Source organism: Micromonospora sp. IBHARD003, from assembly GCF_056106285.1.
This window is the reverse complement of the sequence record NZ_JBWBBX010000001.1, coordinates 2,739,028-2,757,570: the sequence shown is the minus strand read 5'-3', so window position 1 is coordinate 2,757,570 and position 18,543 is coordinate 2,739,028. Positions and strand designations below refer to the sequence as shown.

At 70.5% G+C, this 18,543-nt stretch carries 18 protein-coding genes; 14 read left to right on the top strand and 4 right to left on the bottom strand.

Annotated elements, in window-relative coordinates:
- Positions 1–250: 250 nt before the first annotated feature.
- From ACTWOL_RS12380 to era, 3 genes are read left to right on the top strand one after another with little or no spacing between them, the layout of a single operon-like run.
- Complete coding sequence (locus tag ACTWOL_RS12380) at positions 251–1,588, top strand: hypothetical protein (RefSeq protein WP_474296709.1); 1,338 nt, start codon at positions 251–253, stop codon at positions 1,586–1,588.
- A 60-nt stretch (positions 1,589–1,648) separates the two neighbouring features.
- Positions 1,649–2,665, top strand: a complete 1,017-nt coding sequence (locus ACTWOL_RS12375) for a hypothetical protein (RefSeq protein WP_474296708.1) — start codon at positions 1,649–1,651, stop codon at positions 2,663–2,665.
- Between the two features lie 30 nt (positions 2,666–2,695).
- On the top strand, positions 2,696–3,643 hold the full coding sequence (era, locus tag ACTWOL_RS12370; RefSeq protein WP_474296707.1) for a GTPase Era: 948 nt from the start codon (positions 2,696–2,698) through the stop codon (positions 3,641–3,643).
- Between the two features lie 63 nt (positions 3,644–3,706).
- Here the strand turns inward: era and ACTWOL_RS12365 are convergent, their stop codons facing one another.
- Positions 3,707–3,973 (bottom strand): protealysin inhibitor emfourin, encoded by a 267-nt coding sequence (locus ACTWOL_RS12365; protein ID WP_474296706.1) that lies wholly within the window; start codon positions 3,971–3,973, stop codon positions 3,707–3,709.
- 26 nt (positions 3,974–3,999) lie between these two features.
- On the bottom strand, positions 4,000–5,076 hold the full coding sequence (locus tag ACTWOL_RS12360) for a M4 family metallopeptidase (protein ID WP_474296705.1): 1,077 nt from the start codon (positions 5,074–5,076) through the stop codon (positions 4,000–4,002).
- A 333-nt stretch (positions 5,077–5,409) separates the two neighbouring features.
- On the opposite strand from ACTWOL_RS12360, the gene leuA reads away from it, so the two are divergent.
- From leuA to ACTWOL_RS12340, 4 genes are all read left to right on the top strand, one after another.
- Complete coding sequence (leuA, locus tag ACTWOL_RS12355; protein WP_474296704.1) at positions 5,410–7,182, top strand: 2-isopropylmalate synthase; 1,773 nt, start codon at positions 5,410–5,412, stop codon at positions 7,180–7,182.
- A gap of 233 nt (positions 7,183–7,415) precedes the next feature.
- A complete protein-coding gene (locus ACTWOL_RS12350; protein ID WP_474296703.1) occupies positions 7,416–8,147 on the top strand; it encodes a TerB family tellurite resistance protein in 732 nt (243 codons plus the stop codon).
- A 435-nt stretch (positions 8,148–8,582) separates the two neighbouring features.
- Entirely contained in the window at positions 8,583–10,127 is a 1,545-nt protein-coding gene (locus tag ACTWOL_RS12345; protein WP_474296702.1) for a hypothetical protein, read from the top strand.
- Between the two features lie 103 nt (positions 10,128–10,230).
- Positions 10,231–12,486: an ATP-binding protein gene (locus tag ACTWOL_RS12340; protein ID WP_474296701.1), complete on the top strand. Its 2,256-nt coding sequence runs from the start codon at positions 10,231–10,233 to the stop codon at positions 12,484–12,486.
- On the opposite strand, the gene ACTWOL_RS12335 is transcribed toward ACTWOL_RS12340, so the two are convergent.
- Positions 12,473–12,751, bottom strand: a complete 279-nt coding sequence (locus tag ACTWOL_RS12335; protein ID WP_474296700.1) for a DUF397 domain-containing protein — start codon at positions 12,749–12,751, stop codon at positions 12,473–12,475. The two genes, ACTWOL_RS12340 and ACTWOL_RS12335, sit on opposite strands and share 14 nt — an antisense overlap.
- Positions 12,733–13,587: a helix-turn-helix domain-containing protein gene (locus tag ACTWOL_RS12330; RefSeq protein ID WP_474296699.1), complete on the bottom strand. Its 855-nt coding sequence runs from the start codon at positions 13,585–13,587 to the stop codon at positions 12,733–12,735. The genes ACTWOL_RS12335 and ACTWOL_RS12330 overlap by 19 nt, the downstream gene beginning before the upstream one ends.
- Positions 13,588–13,709: 122 nt before the next feature.
- On the opposite strand from ACTWOL_RS12330, the gene ACTWOL_RS12325 reads away from it, so the two are divergent.
- From ACTWOL_RS12325 to ACTWOL_RS12295, 7 genes are all read left to right on the top strand, one after another.
- Positions 13,710–13,946, top strand: a complete 237-nt coding sequence (locus ACTWOL_RS12325; protein ID WP_474296698.1) for a hypothetical protein — start codon at positions 13,710–13,712, stop codon at positions 13,944–13,946.
- On the top strand, positions 13,943–14,161 hold the full coding sequence (locus ACTWOL_RS12320) for a hypothetical protein (RefSeq protein ID WP_474296697.1): 219 nt from the start codon (positions 13,943–13,945) through the stop codon (positions 14,159–14,161). Before ACTWOL_RS12325 ends, ACTWOL_RS12320 begins: the two co-directional genes overlap by 4 nt.
- A 95-nt stretch (positions 14,162–14,256) precedes the next feature.
- Positions 14,257–14,733 (top strand): DUF4265 domain-containing protein, encoded by a 477-nt coding sequence (locus tag ACTWOL_RS12315; RefSeq protein WP_474296696.1) that lies wholly within the window; start codon positions 14,257–14,259, stop codon positions 14,731–14,733.
- Positions 14,734–14,785: 52 nt separating this feature from the next.
- On the top strand, positions 14,786–15,547 hold the full coding sequence (gene recO, locus ACTWOL_RS12310; RefSeq protein ID WP_474296695.1) for a DNA repair protein RecO: 762 nt from the start codon (positions 14,786–14,788) through the stop codon (positions 15,545–15,547).
- 11 nt (positions 15,548–15,558) lie between these two features.
- Positions 15,559–16,419, top strand: coding sequence for an isoprenyl transferase (locus ACTWOL_RS12305; protein ID WP_474296694.1), 861 nt, complete (start codon positions 15,559–15,561; stop codon positions 16,417–16,419).
- 102 nt (positions 16,420–16,521) lie between these two features.
- Entirely contained in the window at positions 16,522–17,178 is a 657-nt protein-coding gene (locus tag ACTWOL_RS12300; RefSeq protein ID WP_474296693.1) for a response regulator transcription factor, read from the top strand.
- Between the two features lie 149 nt (positions 17,179–17,327).
- Positions 17,328–18,461: a sensor histidine kinase gene (locus ACTWOL_RS12295; RefSeq protein ID WP_474296692.1), complete on the top strand. Its 1,134-nt coding sequence runs from the start codon at positions 17,328–17,330 to the stop codon at positions 18,459–18,461.
- Positions 18,462–18,543 lie beyond the last annotated feature (82 nt).

The following is an 18,543-nucleotide window of genomic DNA, read 5'->3' as shown; positions in this document are numbered from 1 at the left end:
TGCCGGGCGGGCACGTCCGGCATGCCGGTGGCGTCGGTCACCGCCTGGACCCCCGCCCAGGGAAGGTCCGTGGCCGAGGTTCCGTGCGATGGAACCAGCGCCTCCGGTGACGGCCTGTGGCCACGTGCTGACCTGCGGAAACGGGGATCTTGACAGTATCTGATGGGTCATCAGTCGGTGCATTTCGCTTCCATTGACTTCTCTCCCCCTCAACCCGTCAATGGCGGCCACCGACTGAAGGGGGAAGCACATGGCATCCCTACGATCGTCCACCCGAAGACGCCGCTGGGCAGCCGTTCTGGGGGTGACCGCCCTGGCGGTCTCCGGGGGCGGGCTTCTCACCGCGCCCGCGGCGCACGCCCAGGCGATGGCTCAAGCGGTGGACTTCCCGACCCACTGCGTACCACCGCCGATCGCCGGCATCCCGCCCATCGACGGCACCACGACCGCCGAGATCACCGTCGACAACGCCGCACCCAAGGTCGGTGACACGGTCACCGTCACGTACACCGTGACCAAACCCGCCGCCGGCAACCCCGTCGACATCGCCCTCCCGGCCGACATCATGACGCCCACCGGCAAGGTCACCCTCGGCGGTGCCCAGACCGGCAGCGTCACGATGACCGGTCCCAAGAAGAACCCGCCGGTGCCGGGCAAGGCGCCGTTCCCGTCGTTCTCGATGACCGGCACGTTCACGGTCACCGCGGCCGGCACGACCACGCTCTCGCCCGGCGACTACAACATCCACACCAGCTACATCATGGAGCTGGACACTCCCTGCACGGTGACGAACCCGCCCGCACCCGTCTCCCAGACGATCGTCGCCACCCCGCAGTCCGTCCCCAACGAGCGTGCCATCCAGCTCGGTACGGCGTCCGGCAAACCGGGCGACAAGGTCACGGTCACCGGGACCAAGTTCGCCCCGGGCGCCGATGTCACCGTGGCCGGCCGCTCCGGAGCGGCGGAGACCGCCGACAAGACGACGGTCAAGGCGGACTCCGGCGGCTCGTTCACCGCGCAGCTCACGGTGAGCGACAAGGCGAGCACCGGAATCGTCGCCTACGAGGGCGCCGCCTGGGACGCCACCAAGGGCGCGGGTCCTGCGGCGTACACCGTCATCGACGACACCCCCGCACCGCCGAACAGCCAGAAGCTCAACGCCTCGGTCGCGGCAGGCACCCTGTCCATGACCCAGGCCGGTGACACCGTCCAGCTGACGTCCGTCGACTTCGGCCAGGGCGGCGCAGCCGCCGGCGATCTGAACGCGGTGACGGTCAAGGACTTCCGCGGCGGCCCCGCGGGCTGGTCCCTGACCGGCAAGGTCACCGACTTCAGCGGACCCGGCGGGAAGATCGACGCGGGCAAGCTCTCCTGGACGCCGTCCTGCACCACCAAGGCCGGCAGCCCCAGCACCTGCGCCGCGGGCTCCGCGGGGGCTATCGGCATCGCCGGTGCCACCCTGGCGTCCACACCCAACGGCGCGGTCACCGGCGGTGAGTTCACCGCGGGCGCGAAGCTGTCGCTGAACGTCCCGGCGTTCACGGCACCGGGCGCCTACGCCGGAGTGCTGACGCTCACGCTCACCTGACCACCAGGCGGGCCGGGCGCGCACCCGGTCGGCCCGCCCCGACACCGGGGAATCCGCACTGTGCGAAGACCGTCAGCACTCCTCCTGGTCCTGACCCTGATCCTGACCGCGATCACTACCGCGCTGCTGTACGGGGCACCGGCCGCCGAAGCCGCCGACAACGGCGAGTGGTCGGTCGAGCCTGCCGCGTCCGGGCTCGGCAAACGCCCCTACTCCTATCTCTCCGCCGGACCCGGAACGACCGTCACCGACCGGGTCACCGTCGGCAACAAGACGTCAGGCCCCCTGAGCTTCCTGCTGTACGCCGCCGACGCGTACAACACGGAACGGGACGGGGGCTTCGCCGTACGCACCCTCAAGGAACACCAGCGCGGCGTCGGCGCATGGGCGAAGCCGGAGCGCCGGCGGGTGACCGTCCCCGCGCACTCCTCGGTCACCGTCCCCTACACCCTCACCGTCCCCGAGAACGCCGAGCCCGGCGACCACCCCGGGGCGCTCGTCGCCCTCGACGAGCGGATCGCCCCCGGGTCCGGGGAATCCGTCGCCGTCGGCATCCAGCGGGCCGTCGGCGCCAGGATCTATCTGCGCGTGAACGGTCCGACGATGGCCGCGCTGACGGTCGAGGACGTGACCTACGAGCCGGACCGGCCGCTGGTGCCCGGCGCCGGCGAGAGCAGCGCCCTCATCTCGTACACCCTCCACAACCGCGGCAACGTCACCCTCAACCCCAAGGTCGCCCTGCGCGCCGAGGGCCTCTTCGGACGGACGCTGCTGGACCGCGAGCTGACGAGGATCCCGGCCGAACTGCTGCCCCGCCAGCGGATCCGGCTCACCGAACGCTGGGCGGGCGCCCCCCAGCTCGACTGGGGCGAGGTCACGCTGACCGCCCGGGCCCGCGAGGTACGCGAGTCGGCCGCGGTGTCGTTCCTCGCGCTGCCCTGGCTGGTCGCGGCCGTCATCGTGGCGGCGGGCACGGGCTCGGCGGTGTGGCTGTGGCTGCGGCGGCGCCGGGGGACGGGTGCGGAATCGACCGGCCGGCCGCTGATGCGTGGCCGCCGGACGGTGCGCGGTACGTGAGGGGTGCGGGGATCAGGGACAATGGCCCGCATGAGCGTTCACACCCCTGGATCCGATGCCCCGCACCGCGCCGGCTTCGCCTGCTTCGTCGGCCGTCCCAACGCGGGCAAGTCCACCCTCACGAACGCTCTGGTGGGCCAGAAGGTGGCCATCACCTCCAACCGGCCGCAGACGACCCGCCACACGGTCCGCGGCATCGTGCACCGTCCCGATCTGAACGCCCAGCTCGTGCTCGTCGACACGCCCGGTCTGCACAAGCCGCGCACCCTGCTCGGTGAGCGGCTCAACGACGTGGTGCGCACCACCTGGGCCGAGGTCGACGTGATCGGTTTCTGTCTGCCCGCGGACCAGAAGATCGGTCCCGGTGACCGCTTCATCGCCAAGGAGCTGGCCGGGATCAAGAAGACCCCGAGGGTCGCGATCGTCACCAAGACCGATCTGGTGGACTCCAAGACCCTGGCCGAGCAGCTCATCGCCGTCGACCGGCTCGGCCAGGAGCTCGGCTTCGAATGGGCGGAGATCGTGCCCGTCTCGGCCGTCGGCGACAAGCAGGTGACCCTGCTCGGCGATCTGCTGGTGCCGCTGCTCCCGGAGAGCCCCCCGCTCTACCCGGAGGGCGATCTCACCGACGAGCCCGAGCAGGTCATGGTCGCCGAGCTGATCCGCGAGGCGGCGCTGGAGGGCGTACGGGACGAGCTGCCGCACTCCATCGCGGTGGTCGTCGAGGAGATGCTGCCCCGCGAGGGGCGCCCGGCGGACAAGCCGCTGCTGGACATCCACGCGAACGTCTACATCGAGCGTCCCAGCCAGAAGGGCATCGTCATCGGCCCGAAGGGCAGCCGGCTGAAGGAGGTCGGCATCAAGTCCCGCAAGCACATCGAGGCACTGCTGGGCACCCCGGTCTTCCTGGACCTGCATGTGAAGGTCGCCAAGGACTGGCAGCGCGACCCGAAGCAGCTGCGCCGGCTGGGCTTCTGACCCGGCGGTCCCATGACACGGGGCGGCCCGGTGGTCCTGTGACCCCGGGCCCGAAGCCATCCCCTACGCGCCTTCCTTCAGCACCCGCGAGATCAGCGTCCGCTGCGCCTCGGTGAGCCTCGGATCCGCGCAGTAGACCGTCTTCCCGTCCACCGTCAGCTGGTACTGGAAACCGTCCGGCACTCCCACCGGAGGTGTGCCCCGGCCGTCGCTCACCGCCTGTTCGGCCAGGGCGTGCCACTCATGGGCGTCGGACCGGCCCGCCGTGTCGATCTCGGCGACCCGTTCGATACCGGCGAAACCACCTGTGCGTCGTACTTGGATACGCATGGTTCCTTGTCTATTACGGAACCGGCTCAGTTGGCAGGCACACCGACCTGTGCCCAGGCCTTCACCACCGCCTCGTGCTCATCGCCCTCGCCGTAGCGCTGCGCCGCGGCGGCCACCGTCGCCCGGGCGAAGTCGGTGAAGGACGCGTCCACCTCGAGAGCCCCGCCGGTCAGCACGTCGAACCAGATCTGTCCGGCCCGCTCCCACGCCTTGCCGCCGAGTTGTGTCGCCAGCAGGTAGAACGCGTGGTTGGGGATGCCGGAGTTGATGTGCACACCGCCGTTGTCCCGCCCGGTACGGACGTAGTCCTCCATCGTCCCGGGCTGCGGGTCCTTGCCGAGGACGTCGTCGTCGTACGCCGAACCGGGCTCCTTCATCGAGCGCAGCGCCACGCCCGTCACCCGCGGCGCGAGCAGCCCGGCGCCGATCAGCCAGTCGGCCTGGTCCGCGGTCTGGTCGAGCGTGTACTGCTTCACCAGCGAACCGAAGACGTCCGACACCGACTCGTTCAGCGCGCCGGGCTGCCCGAAGTAGGTGAGGTTCGCCGTGTACTGGGTGACGCCGTGGGCGAGTTCGTGCGCGATCACGTCGACCGGCACGGTGAAGTCGAGGAAGATCTCGCCGTCCCCGTCGCCGAACACCATCTGGTCGCCGTTCCAGAAGGCGTTGCCGTAGTTCTCGTCGTAGTGCACGGTCGCGATCAGCGGCAGGCCCTCGCCGTCGATCGAGTTGCGCCCGTAGGCGGACAGCAGCAGTTCGAAGGTCGCGCCGAGCCCTGCGTACGCACGGTTCACCGTGGCGTCCTGGCCCGGGTCCTCACCCTCGTCGCGCACCTTGGTGCCGGGCAGCTCCGTGCCGTGCTCCGCGTCGTACAGGGTGCGTCTCGGCCCGTCGGCGGCCGCTGCGGCCGCCGGGGCGGAAGCCCCGATGACGGTGGTCAGCCGACGGCTGGTGCGCTGCGCGGCATCGGAGACCAGGGTGCGGCGGGCAGCCGCGGAGATCGCGGGGTCGTCGCTGGTGGCGAGCTTGTCGAGGATGTGCGGCGGCACGATGCCGCAGAAGACGGGTTGCCGGGAACGCCCGGCTCGTGTGGAGGAGTCCATGTCTGGCAATGTGGCACTGGGTCATGGAACTGTCACGAGTTGCGACGACGATTAGTGAAATGGAGTGGTCTGTCACAATTCCCCGTTACCGATCGGTTGGCTGATCGGTCGTCCCGCATACTGATACGGGACCGCCGCTCCCGCGGAAGCTCGGCTACTCTCGATCGCATCATGCGTTTCGGGCTGCTTCTTCTTAGCTGCCGCGGCGAGGGCCTGTAGTCGTAGGCCGACCCCCTCCCCGCGGAGTCTGGTGCTGCGTTCGACAGTCGGCCGTCCCGACAGCCTCCGGGCGAGGGACCCACCAGCCTTGCAGGACCCGAGGAGCCCCACGCAATGTCCCAGTCGCAGTGGATCGGCAAGCCCACCCCGATCACCAACACGACGCACACCCAGCAGCCGACCGGTATGCCGGTCCACAAGTACCGCCCGTTCGAGGCCGTGGACATCCCGGACCGCACCTGGCCCGAGCAGCGGATCACCAAGGCCCCGCGCTGGCTGTCGACCGATCTGCGGGACGGCAACCAGGCCCTGATCGACCCCATGTCGCCCTCGCGCAAGCGCGAGATGTTCGACCTGCTGGTACGCATGGGCTACAAGGAGATCGAGGTCGGCTTCCCCTCCTCCGGTGAGACGGACTTCGCGTTCGTCCGCTCGATCATCGAAGAGGGCGCGATCCCCGACGACGTGACCATCTCCGTGCTGACCCAGGCCCGTGAGGACCTGATCGAGCGCACCGTCGAGTCGATCGTCGGCGCCAAGCGCGCCACCGTGCACCTGTACAACGCCACCGCCCCGACCTTCCGCCGGGTGGTCTTCCGCGGCTCCAAGGACGACATCAAGCAGATCGCCGTCGACGGCACCCGTCTGGTGACGGAGTACGCGGAGAAGCTGCTGGGCGACGAGACCACCTTCGGCTACCAGTACAGCCCCGAGATCTTCACCGACACCGAGCTGGACTTCGCCCTGGAGGTCTGCGAGGCCGTCTGCGACGTCTGGCAGCCCGGCCCCGGCCGCGAGATCATCCTGAACCTGCCGGCGACCGTCGAGCGTTCGACGCCGTCCACGCACGCGGACCGCTTCGAGTGGATGTCCCGCCGTCTGAGCCGCCGCGAGTACGTCTGTCTGTCCGTGCACCCGCACAACGACCGCGGCACCGCCGTGGCCGCCGCCGAGCTGGCGATCATGGCGGGCGCCGACCGCATCGAGGGCTGCCTGTTCGGACAGGGCGAGCGGACCGGCAACGTCGACCTGGTCACCCTGGGCATGAACCTGTTCTCACAGGGTGTCGACCCGCAGATCGACTTCTCGCAGATCGACGAGATCCGCCGTACGTCCGAGTACTGCAACCAGATGGAGATCCACCCGCGCCACCCCTACGCGGGCGACCTCGTCTACACCGCCTTCTCCGGCTCCCACCAGGACGCCATCAAGAAGGGCTTCGACGCCATGGAGGCCGACGCGGCCGCCCAGGGCAAGACGGTCGACGACATCGAGTGGGCCGTCCCGTACCTGCCGATCGACCCGAAGGACGTCGGCCGCTCCTACGAGGCGGTCATCCGCGTCAACTCGCAGTCCGGCAAGGGCGGTATCGCCTATGTGCTGAAGAACGACCACAAGCTGGACCTGCCGCGCCGGATGCAGATCGAGTTCTCCCGCATCATTCAGGCCAAGACCGACGCCGAGGGCGGAGAGGTCACGCCGAAGGAGATCTGGTCCGTCTTCCAGGACGAGTACCTGCCCCACCCGGACGACGACGCGGCCCGCTGGGGCCGGATCCAGCTGCGCAGCGGCCAGACCACGTCCGACACCGACGGCACCGACACGCTGACCGTGGAGGCCGTCGTCGACGGCGCCGACACCGTGCTCTCCGGCACCGGCAACGGCCCGATCTCCGCGTTCATCGACGCTCTGAACAGCATCGGCGTCGACGCCCGCGTCCTGGACTACCAGGAGCACACGATGAGCGAGGGCGCGTCGGCGCAGGCCGCCTCGTACATCGAGTGCGCCATCGACGGAAAGGTCCTGTGGGGTATCGGCATCGACGCCAACACCACACGCGCCTCGCTGAAGGCGGTCATCTCCGCCGTCAACCGCGCGTCCCGCTGACCCCCCGGGTTCACCCCGTCCCGAATCCGGTCGCACACACATCGGACCCCGCCCGCACCGACGTGGGCGGGGTTCGGCCATGTCCCGGTGATCTGGTGCCAGGGTGCTGACTCGGCATCATCGATGTGGCTAACATCACGTCAACGCGGCGGCGTTGCCGTGGGGCGGCTCCTGGCTCCGCCCGGGGGATCCCCACCCGCCCGGAGGGCCATGGGGAGTGACGGAGGTGTGACGTGCTGCGAGCCCGAGGACATCACGGCGGGAAACCGCTCAACAACGGCATTCCCCTCCTTCGTGGTCTGCCCCGGGTCCTCGGTATGCGCACCTCGTGGACGACCGTCGGCGACGGCGAGTTCTTCTGTTCCGGCTGCGGAGGGGACCGCAATTACCGCCGCCGCACCGGCCGCCGCCGCTTCACCGTCCTCGGCGTCCCGGTCCTGCCGCGCGGCACGACCGGCCCCGTCGTCGAATGCACCGCCTGCCACGCCCACTTCGGCACCGAGGCCCTCGACCACCCGACCACCGCCCGCTTCTCCGCGATGCTCCGCGACGCCGTCCACACGGTCGCCCTCGCGGTCCTGGCGGCCGGCGGCACCGCGTCCCGCACCGTCCGGGAGACCGCTGTGACCGCGGTCAGGGCGGCCGGGATCACCGACTGCACCGAGGACCACCTCACCTCGATGATCGAAGCCCTCGCCGCCGACACCGGCCGCTTCGTCACCGACGCGGGACCGTGCGGCGCCGCGCTCGCCATCGAACTCCACGAGGCACTGGAACCGCTCGCCCCGCATCTGGCCACCGCCGGCCGTGAGTCGATCCTGCTGCAGGGCGCCCGCATCGCCCTCGCCGACGGCCCGTACAGCCCGGCGGAGCGGGAGGTGCTGACGACCGCGGGCAACGCCCTGCAGCTGGACGCGGACGACACCGCACGGCTGCTGGCGGCGGCCCGCACCCCCTCGCCCTAAGGGCTGTCCCGCAATACCCGCCGGGCGCGCGACGACAGCTACGGCACCTCGCTGCGTTGTCGAATCGCCCCAATATATCCAGTATTGGGGGGACCCTCCGCCTTGCGATGCACCGCATCTGACGCCGCGCGCTGGTCCGCCGGGTATTGCGGGACAGCCCTTAGCGGCTCCGTTCCGGACGGAGCGGTACTTCACAGGCTTCCCTCGGCGCTTCATGTGCTCCCTGCGCCGGCGTGGGCTCAGGGAGCGCGTACAGGACCCGAATGCCGGGGATCGACGGATTCCCGCCGCGGGTGAATGCCCGTCACCAAGAGCCCGACGCAACGACGCTGTGGTGGGCCGTCAACTGTCCGTGAACATCCCGGTCTTGGCGGGACCCGGTGGTGACGGAGCGGTGTGCGCATGCCATGCTTCGGCAGACATTACTCAAGAGTAATGAAGCCACCCCCCATCACCTTCGCCGGAGGACCACCCGTGCGTGCCCTCACCAGGAGATTCCTGGTCCCCGTCGCTCTGACGACGTTCGCCCTCACCGCGAGCGCATGCTCCGCCCCGTCCCACCGGACCGGCGCCGACGCCACCCCCGTCGCCGAGGCCGCGGCGAACGACTCCCAGCAGCTTGACGTCACCGCCGCGCCGACCGGTGCCCCCACGCCGACGGCCGTCGCCGCCGCGGGCGGAAAGGCCAAGGGGGCCCGCAAGAGCTCGCTGAAGGTCGCCGCCTTCGACAAGCGCTCCGGACGCGCCGTCATAGCCAAGCCTGCCAAGAGCGCCCCCGGATCCCGCCCCACCAGCGGCCCCAGGCCCACTACCAGCCCCGACGGCACCCCGACGGCCGAGCCGTCCGGCACTCCGTCCGCCCGCCCCTCCGGCACTCCCGGCACCGAAGCCTCCGTCAGGACCGGCGACATCATCGCCAGCGCCCCCGCCCCCGGCGCCCCCGACGGACTGCTCGCCGAGGTCACCGAGGTCGTCGGCGAGACCGACAAGGGCACCCAGGTCGCCACCAAGCCGGCCACCCTCAGCGCCCTCCTCGCCGACGACAAGGCCAAGGGCGAGGTCCCCGTCGACCCGTCGACGATGGACGTCGAACCCCTGGTGAAGGGCGTCAAGTTCTCCTGGGCCAAGCCCGGCGGCATCACCTTCGGGCCCAAGGGCGCCAAGCTGCCCCTCGGCAGCCTGCGCGTCGACGTCGGCACCTCCATCGCCACCGCCGAGGACGCGCCCGTGTCCGCCGCGGCCTCCGTCTCCGGCTTCGTCCAGCTCTCCCCGCAGGTGGAGTTCTCCTACGACGGCAGCGGCAGCGGCAACGGCAGCGGCACGGCGGACAAGTCCGCTCCCCGCGGCGCCTTCCTGGGGCTGACCGGTGACTGGGACGCCCAGTGGCAGCTCAAGGGCCGCGCGGCCGGCGGCGTCAAGCAGCGCATCCCGTTCGCCAAGCTGCACGCCGACCCGGTGATCCAGGTCGGCCCCGTGCCCGTCGTCGTCAACCTCGATCTGACCTGCTACATCCAGGTGGAAGCCGACGGCCGCGTCACCCTGGACGTCCAGCAGAAGGTGGGCGGCGACTTCCGGGTCGGCGGTGGCTACACCCCCGGCAAGGGCTGGAGCCCGGTCAGCACCTCCGACGTGAAGGGCACGCCCCTCACCGCGACCGTCACCGCGAGCGGCCAGGCGAAGGCCGCACTCGGCGCCGAGGCGTCCATCGGCCTCTACGGCATGGTCGGCGTCACCGCCGACTTCGCGCCCTACCTGCGCGGTGAGGCGAACGCCACCGCCACCGCATCGTCGGACGGCAAGGCATCGGTGGTCGGCAGCTGGGCCCTCTACGGCGGCTTCGACCTGAGCGGCAACCTCCAGCTACAGCTGTCCATCTTCGGCACGCCGATCTTCAGCCACCGCATTCCGCTGGGCAGTCTGCACCGCGAATGGACCCTGGTGAGCGGTAAGGGCAGCGCCTCGACACACGCCTCCTCCTGACACCCCGAACCCTGCCCGGACCGGCTCGTGATCGTGACCTACGAGCCGGTCCGGGTACGCCACAATGGGCACATCTGTACGGCGGTTGGGGGACGGGGGGACTGTGCGGCGGACTCGTGCCACGGTCGTGCTCGCCCTGGGTTCCAGCCTGCTGTCCGTCCTGCTCGCCGTCGCCGTGAACGTGGCGACCGGCGGCACCCTTCCCGCCGCGATCGCCCCACTCGCCCCGTTCGCCTGGCCGCTGGTGGGCCTGCTGACCGTCGCCCCGGCCGCCTTCGCCGCCCGCGGCCTGCGCACGAGCCGCTCCCCGGCCGCCCCGGCCGACCCAGGTGCCCCGGCCCTCCAGGCCGACCCCGCCGAACTCCCCGCCGTCGTCGCGGACTTCGCAGGACGCCAGGCCGACATCGCCACCCTGGTACGCATGGCCGACACCGGCGGCCGCCGCGTGATCGCCGTCACCGGAGCACCCGGCCGCGGCAAGACCGCCCTCACCGTCCGCGTCGCCCACCAACTGCGACCGCGCTTCCCGGACGGTCAGCTGAGCGCCGACCTGGGCGCGGGCCGAGGCGACCCCGCCGCCCCCGCCGCCGTACTCGCCCGCTTCCTCGGCGCACTCGGCGCCCCCGCCGAGGAACAGACCGGTGAGCCGGCGGTGCTCGCCGCGCGCTTCCGTAGCCGCACCGCCCGGCTTCGCATCCTGCTGCTGCTCGACGACGCCGCCGACGCGGCACAGGTCCGGCCGTTGCTCCCCGGCGGCGAGGGCTGCCTCGTCCTGATCACCAGCCGTACCGCGCTCACCGGCCTTCCCGAGGCCACCACGGTCGCCCTGGGCGTCCTCACCGAGTCCGACGCGCTCCACCTCCTCGCCGCCGTCGCGGGCCCCGACCGTGTCGCCGCCGAACCCGAGGCCGCCCTCGACGTCGTCCGCGCCTGCGGACTGCTGCCCCTCGCCGTCCGTATCGCCGCAGCCCGGCTGCGCTCGCGCCCGTCCTGGCCGGTGGACGAACTGGCCGGCCGCCTCGCCGACGAACGCCACCGGCTCGACGAACTCCACGTCGGCGATCTCGCCGTACGCGCGGGCTTCGAGGCCGGATACGACACGCTGGAGGTCACCGACCGCGCGCTGTTCCGCAGCCTCGGCGCCCACCCGGGCTCCCGCATCACGGTCCGGATCGCCGCCGCCGCGGCGGGCTTCGAGCCGTACGCCGCCCGCGCGGGCCTGGAACGTCTCACCGACGCCCAACTCCTCGAATCCACAGGCCCCGACGGCTACCGGCTGCACGACCTCGTCCGGCTCTTCGCCGCCGAACGCCTCGAACGCGACACCACCCCCGGTGAACGCCGGGCCGCCCTCGTACGACTCCTCACCGCCCACACCCGGGACGCCTCCGAACACGGCAGCCACGCCTGGGGCGGCGCCGAACAGGCCACGGTCTCCCTCCTCGTCCGCGCCGCGGTACGCGAGGGCCTCCACGCCGAGGGGTTCGCCCTCGCGCTGGCCGCCGACCGCTGGCTGTGGGACCAGCCGAGCCAGCTCCCGCGCATCGCCATGTGGACCACGGTCCTCGACGCCGCCCGCCGCTCCGGCGAACAGCACTGGGCGGCCTGCGCCCTGCGCGGCATGGGCGCCGCGTATCTGCACGAGGGACGCTACGACCGGGCCGTGGACCATCTGCGGATGTCCGTCGCCGTCCAGCAGCGCACCGGCACCCGCTCCGAGCAGATCAAGACCCGGCGCCTGCTGGGCGACGCCCTGCGCCATGCCGGCCGCTACGAACAGGCACTGGGGGAGTACCGCACCGCCCTGAACGGCTACCGCGAACTGGGCCACGCCATGGGCGAAGCCGAGGTCCTCAGCAGCCTCGGTGCCCTCCACCTCCAACGGCGCCGCCCCGACGAGGCCATCACCTGCCTGGAACCGGCGGTCACCGCCCTCGTCCGCCGCCCCGGCAGCCCGGCCTACCCCGCCGACGCCCAGCGCAACCTGGGCGCCGCCTACGTCCAGACGGGCAGCCTGGTCCGCGCCGAACACTCCCTGCGCGCCGCACTCGCCCGGTACCGGGAGCGCGGCCGCCCGGTGGGGGAAGGCTGGACGCTGCGCGAACTGGGCCGGCTCGAGGAACAGCGGGGCGCGTTCGACGCGGGCGCCGACCACCACCGCGCCGCGCTCGCCGTGTTCGAACACGCCGGTTACGGCGTGGGCGTCGCGGCCCTCGCGGAGACCATCGGCGACAACCTGCTCGCCCAGGGCGACCCGACGGGCGCCGACGCCCACTACCGCCGTGCGGCGGAGGCGTACGCGGACCTCGGCGACCCGGTACGGGAATCCGAGGTCCGCCGCAAGCTCAGCCTGCCGTGACGACGCCGCCGACGAACGCAGTCCAGGCGGCGGCGGTGACGACGAGGACGGGGCCGGCGGGGTACTTGGAGTCGCGGACGGGCACGACGCCGGGGACGTCGTCGAGCACTTCGAGGCAGTCGCCGCCTTCGCCGTTGCTGTGGGAGCTCTTGCGCCAGGGAGCGGCGCCGGGGAAGTCGTACGCCACCTCGACGCACTCGCCCCCTTCGCCATTGCTGTGACTGCTCTTGCGCCACTGGGCGGTGCTCAGGTCGTATGCGTGCATCGTCTGTAGTCCTCCGCCGCCGTCTCGATCAGGGCGAGGGACGCCTCCGGCGACAGGGCGGCGACCCTCAGCAGATCGTAGGCGCGCTGCGCACGCTTCACCACCGCCGGATCGTCCAGCAGTTCTCCCGCAAACGACGTCTCTGTATAGGCGGTTGGCGGCGCATCGTCGAACTCCATCAGCGTCAGCGAACCAGCCATGGAGGCGTGCGCGCCCACCGCACACGGAAGCACGGTGACCAGGGCGACGCGCTCGCGCGCCAGCGCAGCGATGTGCTCCAGCTGGTGGCCCATCGCTTCCGCGCCTCCCACGGGGACACGTAACACGTTCTCGTGCAGCGTCACCCAATACTCGGGCCTTGTAGCGCCCTTGAGGATGTGGGTGCGCTCCATCCGGCCGGCGACGGTCTCCTCCACGTACCGCTCGGTGACGAAGGGATTGGCCGCGAGTGTGACCGCCCGCGCGTAGTCGGCCGTCTGCAGCAGTCCCGGCACGACCGTGGGCACGAACCCGCAGATCTTCGTCGCCAGCGACTCCAGCTCCGCCACCGGGCGGAAATATTCGGCATAAGGCGATCGGTCGATGAGCTTTCGCCACATGCGCTCGAAAAAACCACCGGTTTGCAGGGTTTCATCGATCCGGATCGCCACATCCCTCTGTGGTTTCCGAATGGCCTGTTCGAACTGGCCGATGTAGCCACCGGACACGAATACGCGTCTCCCCAGTTCCCCTTGTGTCAGCCCCGCCAACTCGCGTCTCTGCTTGAGCTCCTGCCCGAAGAACTCCCAGGCCGCCAGCCGTGACCCGGCGCCACGCCCCGTAGCTTCGTTGGCCATGGATTAACTCCTCTGCAATGCCATGCAGTTGTAGCGCGCGTACGTCTGCCGATTCTAGGTCCGTGTCTTCACACTCGAGATGGGAAGAGAGAAAAGGACCCGAGGACAAGGACGGGAGAACCGTGAAACAAAAGGACTATCTCCAGGACGCCGAGGCCGCCGTGGCCGAATTGCGGGATGCCCTCGCCCGCGCCGGGGTGACGCTGCCGTCGCTCGGACTGGACCCGGTGTCCTGCGCGGGCGGGGACGCGGCACGGGTACTGGTCGAGCTGGGCCGGTGCACCGTCGAGACCGCACGGCGGATCGCGGCCGCGCTGCCGGGGCTGCCCGGCCTTTCGGGGGAGGCGACGGACCGATGACCGAACCGGCCGTGGGATCGTACGTGATCGACACGAGCACCGGCCGGCTGGGAAGAGTCATGGGTCACGAAGGTCCGTACGTCCAGCTCAGACCGATCGGCGGCGGCCGGGAGTGGGACTGCGATCCCGACGCGCTGCGCCTGGCGACGGTGGCCGAGCGCATCAGCGCGCTGACGGCGCACGTGAACGCGCGCAGCAGGGGCGAGGTGCCCTGAACCCGATCCGCCGGCAGGCGTGGTGTGGCAGTGCCGGTCGACCGGGGCCCGGCCGGTGCGGTGTGTGTTCACCAGGCCGATGCATGATGCGCCTCATGGAGAACGCCGTCGACAGGATCAAGATCTGGTTCCGCTTCGTCCCACGCGAAGGGTGGTTCCCGCAGGACACCGAGGGTCTGTGGGCGGTGGATCTCGGTGATGGCACGGCCGTCGTGGAGAACGCCCCCTTCCTGCAGGACGGGGTGGCCGAGGGGGACGTGGTCCGCTACCGGGTCGGACCCGACGGGCTCCGCTGGGCGGTCGGCAGGGTGCGTTCCTCCGGTAACTGCACGATCCGCGTCATGCCCGTGCCCACCGGCCCCCTGGGGCGCAGTCCTCAGGCGGTGCACCGGCGGTTCTCGGCATTCGGGCTCGGAGGCGAGGTCTTCGGCGAGGACTTCCCCATGGTGGCCTTCACCGTGCCGGCCGGTGCAGACTTCGCCGGGATCAAGGCACTCCTGGTGCAGGGGCGAGAGGAGGGCTGGTGGCACTACGAGGTCGGATGCGGCACCGACGAATGGTGGAACGCCTGATCTCCGCCCCCGCGGCGACTCCCGCGCCTTCCCGGTGCGGAAGAATGGCCCCATGACCCTGTTCCGCGACGACGGCATCGTGCTGCGCACCCAGAAGCTGGGCGAAGCGGACCGCATCATCACGCTCCTCACCCGCGGCCACGGCCGTGTCCGGGCCGTCGCCCGCGGGGTCCGCAGGACCAAGTCGAAGTTCGGGGCGCGCCTCGAGCCGTTCTCCCATGTCGACGTGCAGTTCTTCGCACGCGGCAGCGATCTCGTGGGCCGTGGCCTGCCCCTGTGTACCCAGAGCGAGACGATCGCTCCGTACGGTAGCGGCATCGTCACCGACTACGCCCGCTACACCTCCGGTACCGCAATGTTGGAGACGGCGGAACGGTTCACCGACCACGAGGGCGAGCCCGCGGTCCAGCAGTATCTGCTGCTCGTCGGAGGACTGCGCACCCTCTCCCGCGGCGAGCACGCGCCGAACCTCGTCCTCGACGCGTTCCTGCTGCGCTCCCTCGCCGTCAACGGCTACGCGCCCAGCTTCGGGGACTGCGCGAGATGCGGCCTGCCCGGGCCCAACCGCTTCTTCTCCCTCGCGTCGGGCGGAGTGATATGCGCCGACTGCCGGGTACCCGGCAGCGTCGTACCCTCTGCTGAGGCCATCGGGCTGCTCAGCGCGTTGCTGACCGGTGACTGGGACACGGCTGACGCCTGTGAGGCCCGTCACGTCAGAGAGGCGAGCGGACTGGTCTCCGCCTATCTGCACTGGCACCTGGAGCGCGGGCTGCGCTCGCTGCGGTACGTAGAGAAGTTCGTCGAGAAGAAGTGAGTGTGACCCCCATGGCACGACGCGGAATCCTGGGACGTTCCCGCCGCGAGTACAAGGTCCCCGAGCCGCACCCCTCCGGGGTACGTCCGCCGAAGATCCCGGCCGAGCTGGTGCCGAACCACATCGCCTGTGTCATGGACGGCAACGGCCGCTGGGCCAAGGAGCGCGGCCTGCCGCGCACCGAGGGGCACAAGGTCGGCGAAGGCGTCGTCCTCGACGTCCTCAAGGGCTGCCTGGAGATGGGCGTCAAGAACCTCTCCCTCTACGCCTTCTCCACCGAGAACTGGAAGCGCACCCCCGAAGAGGTCCGCTTCCTGATGAACTTCAACCGCGATGTGATCCGCCGCCGCCGCGACGAGATGGACGAACTCGGCATCCGCATCCGCTGGGTCGGCCGGATGCCCAAGATGTGGAAGTCGGTCGTCCAGGAGCTCCAGGTCGCCCAGGAGCAGACCAAGACCAACGACGCCATGACGCTCTACTTCTGCGTCAACTACGGCGGCCGGGCCGAGATCGCCGACGCCGCACGGAAGATCGCCGAAGACGTGGCCGCGGGGAAGCTCGACCCGACGAAGGTCAGCGAGAAGACCGTCCAGAAATACCTGTACTACCCGGATATGCCGGACGTCGACCTGTTCCTGCGCCCGAGCGGTGAGCAGCGCACCTCCAACTATCTGATCTGGCAGAGCAGCTACGCCGAGATGGTCTTCCAGGACGTGCTGTGGCCCGACTTCGACCGCCGCGACCTGTGGCGAGCCTGCCTGGAGTACGCATCCCGGGACCGGCGTTTCGGTGGTGCGGTCCCCAACGAGGAACTCCTCGCCCTGGAGAAGAAGCCGAGCGGGAACGCAGAGGAGCGCCAGAGCCTCTAGAAGGGCGCCGGGGTCGCGTCCGAGTGGGCCCGGTGGCCCGGCTCCCCTGCGCAAGGTGCCGGTCTCGGTAAGCGATCGCGCCTGGTCAGTGGGGTGGGGTGGATGCGTGTTCTTGTTGTCGACGACGAGGAGATGCTCGCCGATGCGATAGCCGAAGGGCTGCGTCAGGAGGCGTTCGCCGTCGACGTCGTCCACGACGGTGAGGCCGCTCTCGAGCGGCTCGCCGTCCACACGTACGACGTGATGGTCCTGGACCGGGATCTGCCGAAGGTGCACGGCGACGTGGTGTGCGCCCGTACCGCCGCCTCCGGGGCGGAGGTGCGGATCCTGATGCTCACCGTGTCGACCACCGTCGCGGAGAAGGTGGCCGGACTCAGCCTCGGCGCCGACGACTACCTCGCCAAACCCTTCGCGTTCGCCGAACTCGTCGCACGTATCAGGGCGCTCGGGCGCCGGGCCAGGGTGGCGACACCGCCGGTCCTGGAGCGCTCCGGCATCCGGCTCGATCCCCATCTGCGCGAGACCTACCGGGAGGGGCGCCATGTCGCCCTGTCCCGGAAGGAGTTCGCCGTACTGGAGGAGCTGCTGAAGGCCCAGGGCGCACCGGTGTCGGCGGAGATGCTGCTGGAACGGGTGTGGGACGAGAACATCGACCCGTTCACGACCATCGTCCGTGTGACCATGCGCGCCCTGCGCCGCAAACTCGGCGAGCCGCAGATCGTGGAGACCGTCACCGGTGTCGGGTACCGGATCCGATGAGCGCGGGCAGCACCCCCGGCGGCGGCACCCCCACCGGCGCCCACGCGCCCGCCGGCGCCCACGCCGGTACCCCCGATGAAGGGGTCCCTGATCACGGGACCCCTGATCCCGGAGCGTCCGATCACGGGTCCACGTCGGAAGGTCTCGCGGTGGACACCCGGACGGTGCCCGGCCCGCGCGGCACCCTCCGGCTGCGCCTGACCGCCGTGTTCGGCCTGATGTTCTTCGTCGCCGCCGCGGCCGTGCTCATCGGCGCCACCATCCTGGTGCAGAACAGCATGCGCTACAGCCTCGACCTGGTCCTGCCGGAATCCCTCAGCCCCTACCCCGACATCGACCGCACCACCAAGCAGATCATCATCGACACGATGCGGACGAACCTGCTGACCAAGGGCGGTCTCACCGTCCTCGTCGTGGGGCTCGTCGCCACCACCCTCGGCTGGCTCGTCGCCGGCCGGCTGCTGCGCCCCCTCGCACAGATCGCCTCCACGGCCGAGCGCATCGCAGGCCGGACCCTGCACCGGCGCATCGACCTCGTCGGCGCATCGGGGGAGGTGAAGCGGCTCGCGGACTCGTTCGACAGCATGCTCGACCGCCTCGACGCCGCGTTCGCCGGGCAGGAACGCTTCATCGCCAACGCCGCGCACGAGCTGAAGACCCCACTGGTCATCAACCGCACCCTGGTCGAAGTGGCCATGAACCGGAAGGACGCCCCGCCTGAGATCCGCCAGCTCGGCGAGAACCTCCTCGCCGTCAACGCCCGCCACGAGCGGCTCATCGACGCCCTGCTGACCCTGGCACGCGCCGAAGAGGCACTGACCGAGCGGGTGTCCGTCGACCTGGCGGAGATCGCCGCCGACGTCGTCGACGTCGTCCAGGGCGAGGCCGACCGCGGGCGCATACGCATCGAGACACACCTGCGCACCGCGCCCGCCACGGGCGATCCGATCCTGCTCGAGCAACTCGTACGCAACCTCGTCGAGAACGCGGTCCGCCACAACACCCCCGGTGGCAGGCTGAGGGTGGAGACCCGCAGCGACGCCCGCGGGGCGCAGGTCGTCGTCGGCAACACCGGTGCCCAGATCTCCTCGCACGAGATTCCCGTCCTCTTCGAACCGTTTCGCAGGCTCTCCGACCGGGTGGGCTCGGCCCGGGGCAGCGGCCTCGGGCTGTCGATCGTGCGCGCCGTGGCCCAGACACACCACGGCGATGTGACCGCAGCACCACGCAAGGGCGGTGGGCTCGTGGTGTGCGTCACACTGCCCTCGCGTACCCGGATGTGACCACGGTGTGAGCGGTGTAAGTGCGAGGTGAGCGTAGATCCTCACATCCATTTCACGCTCCGGAGTGTGTAGTTCAGGAGTA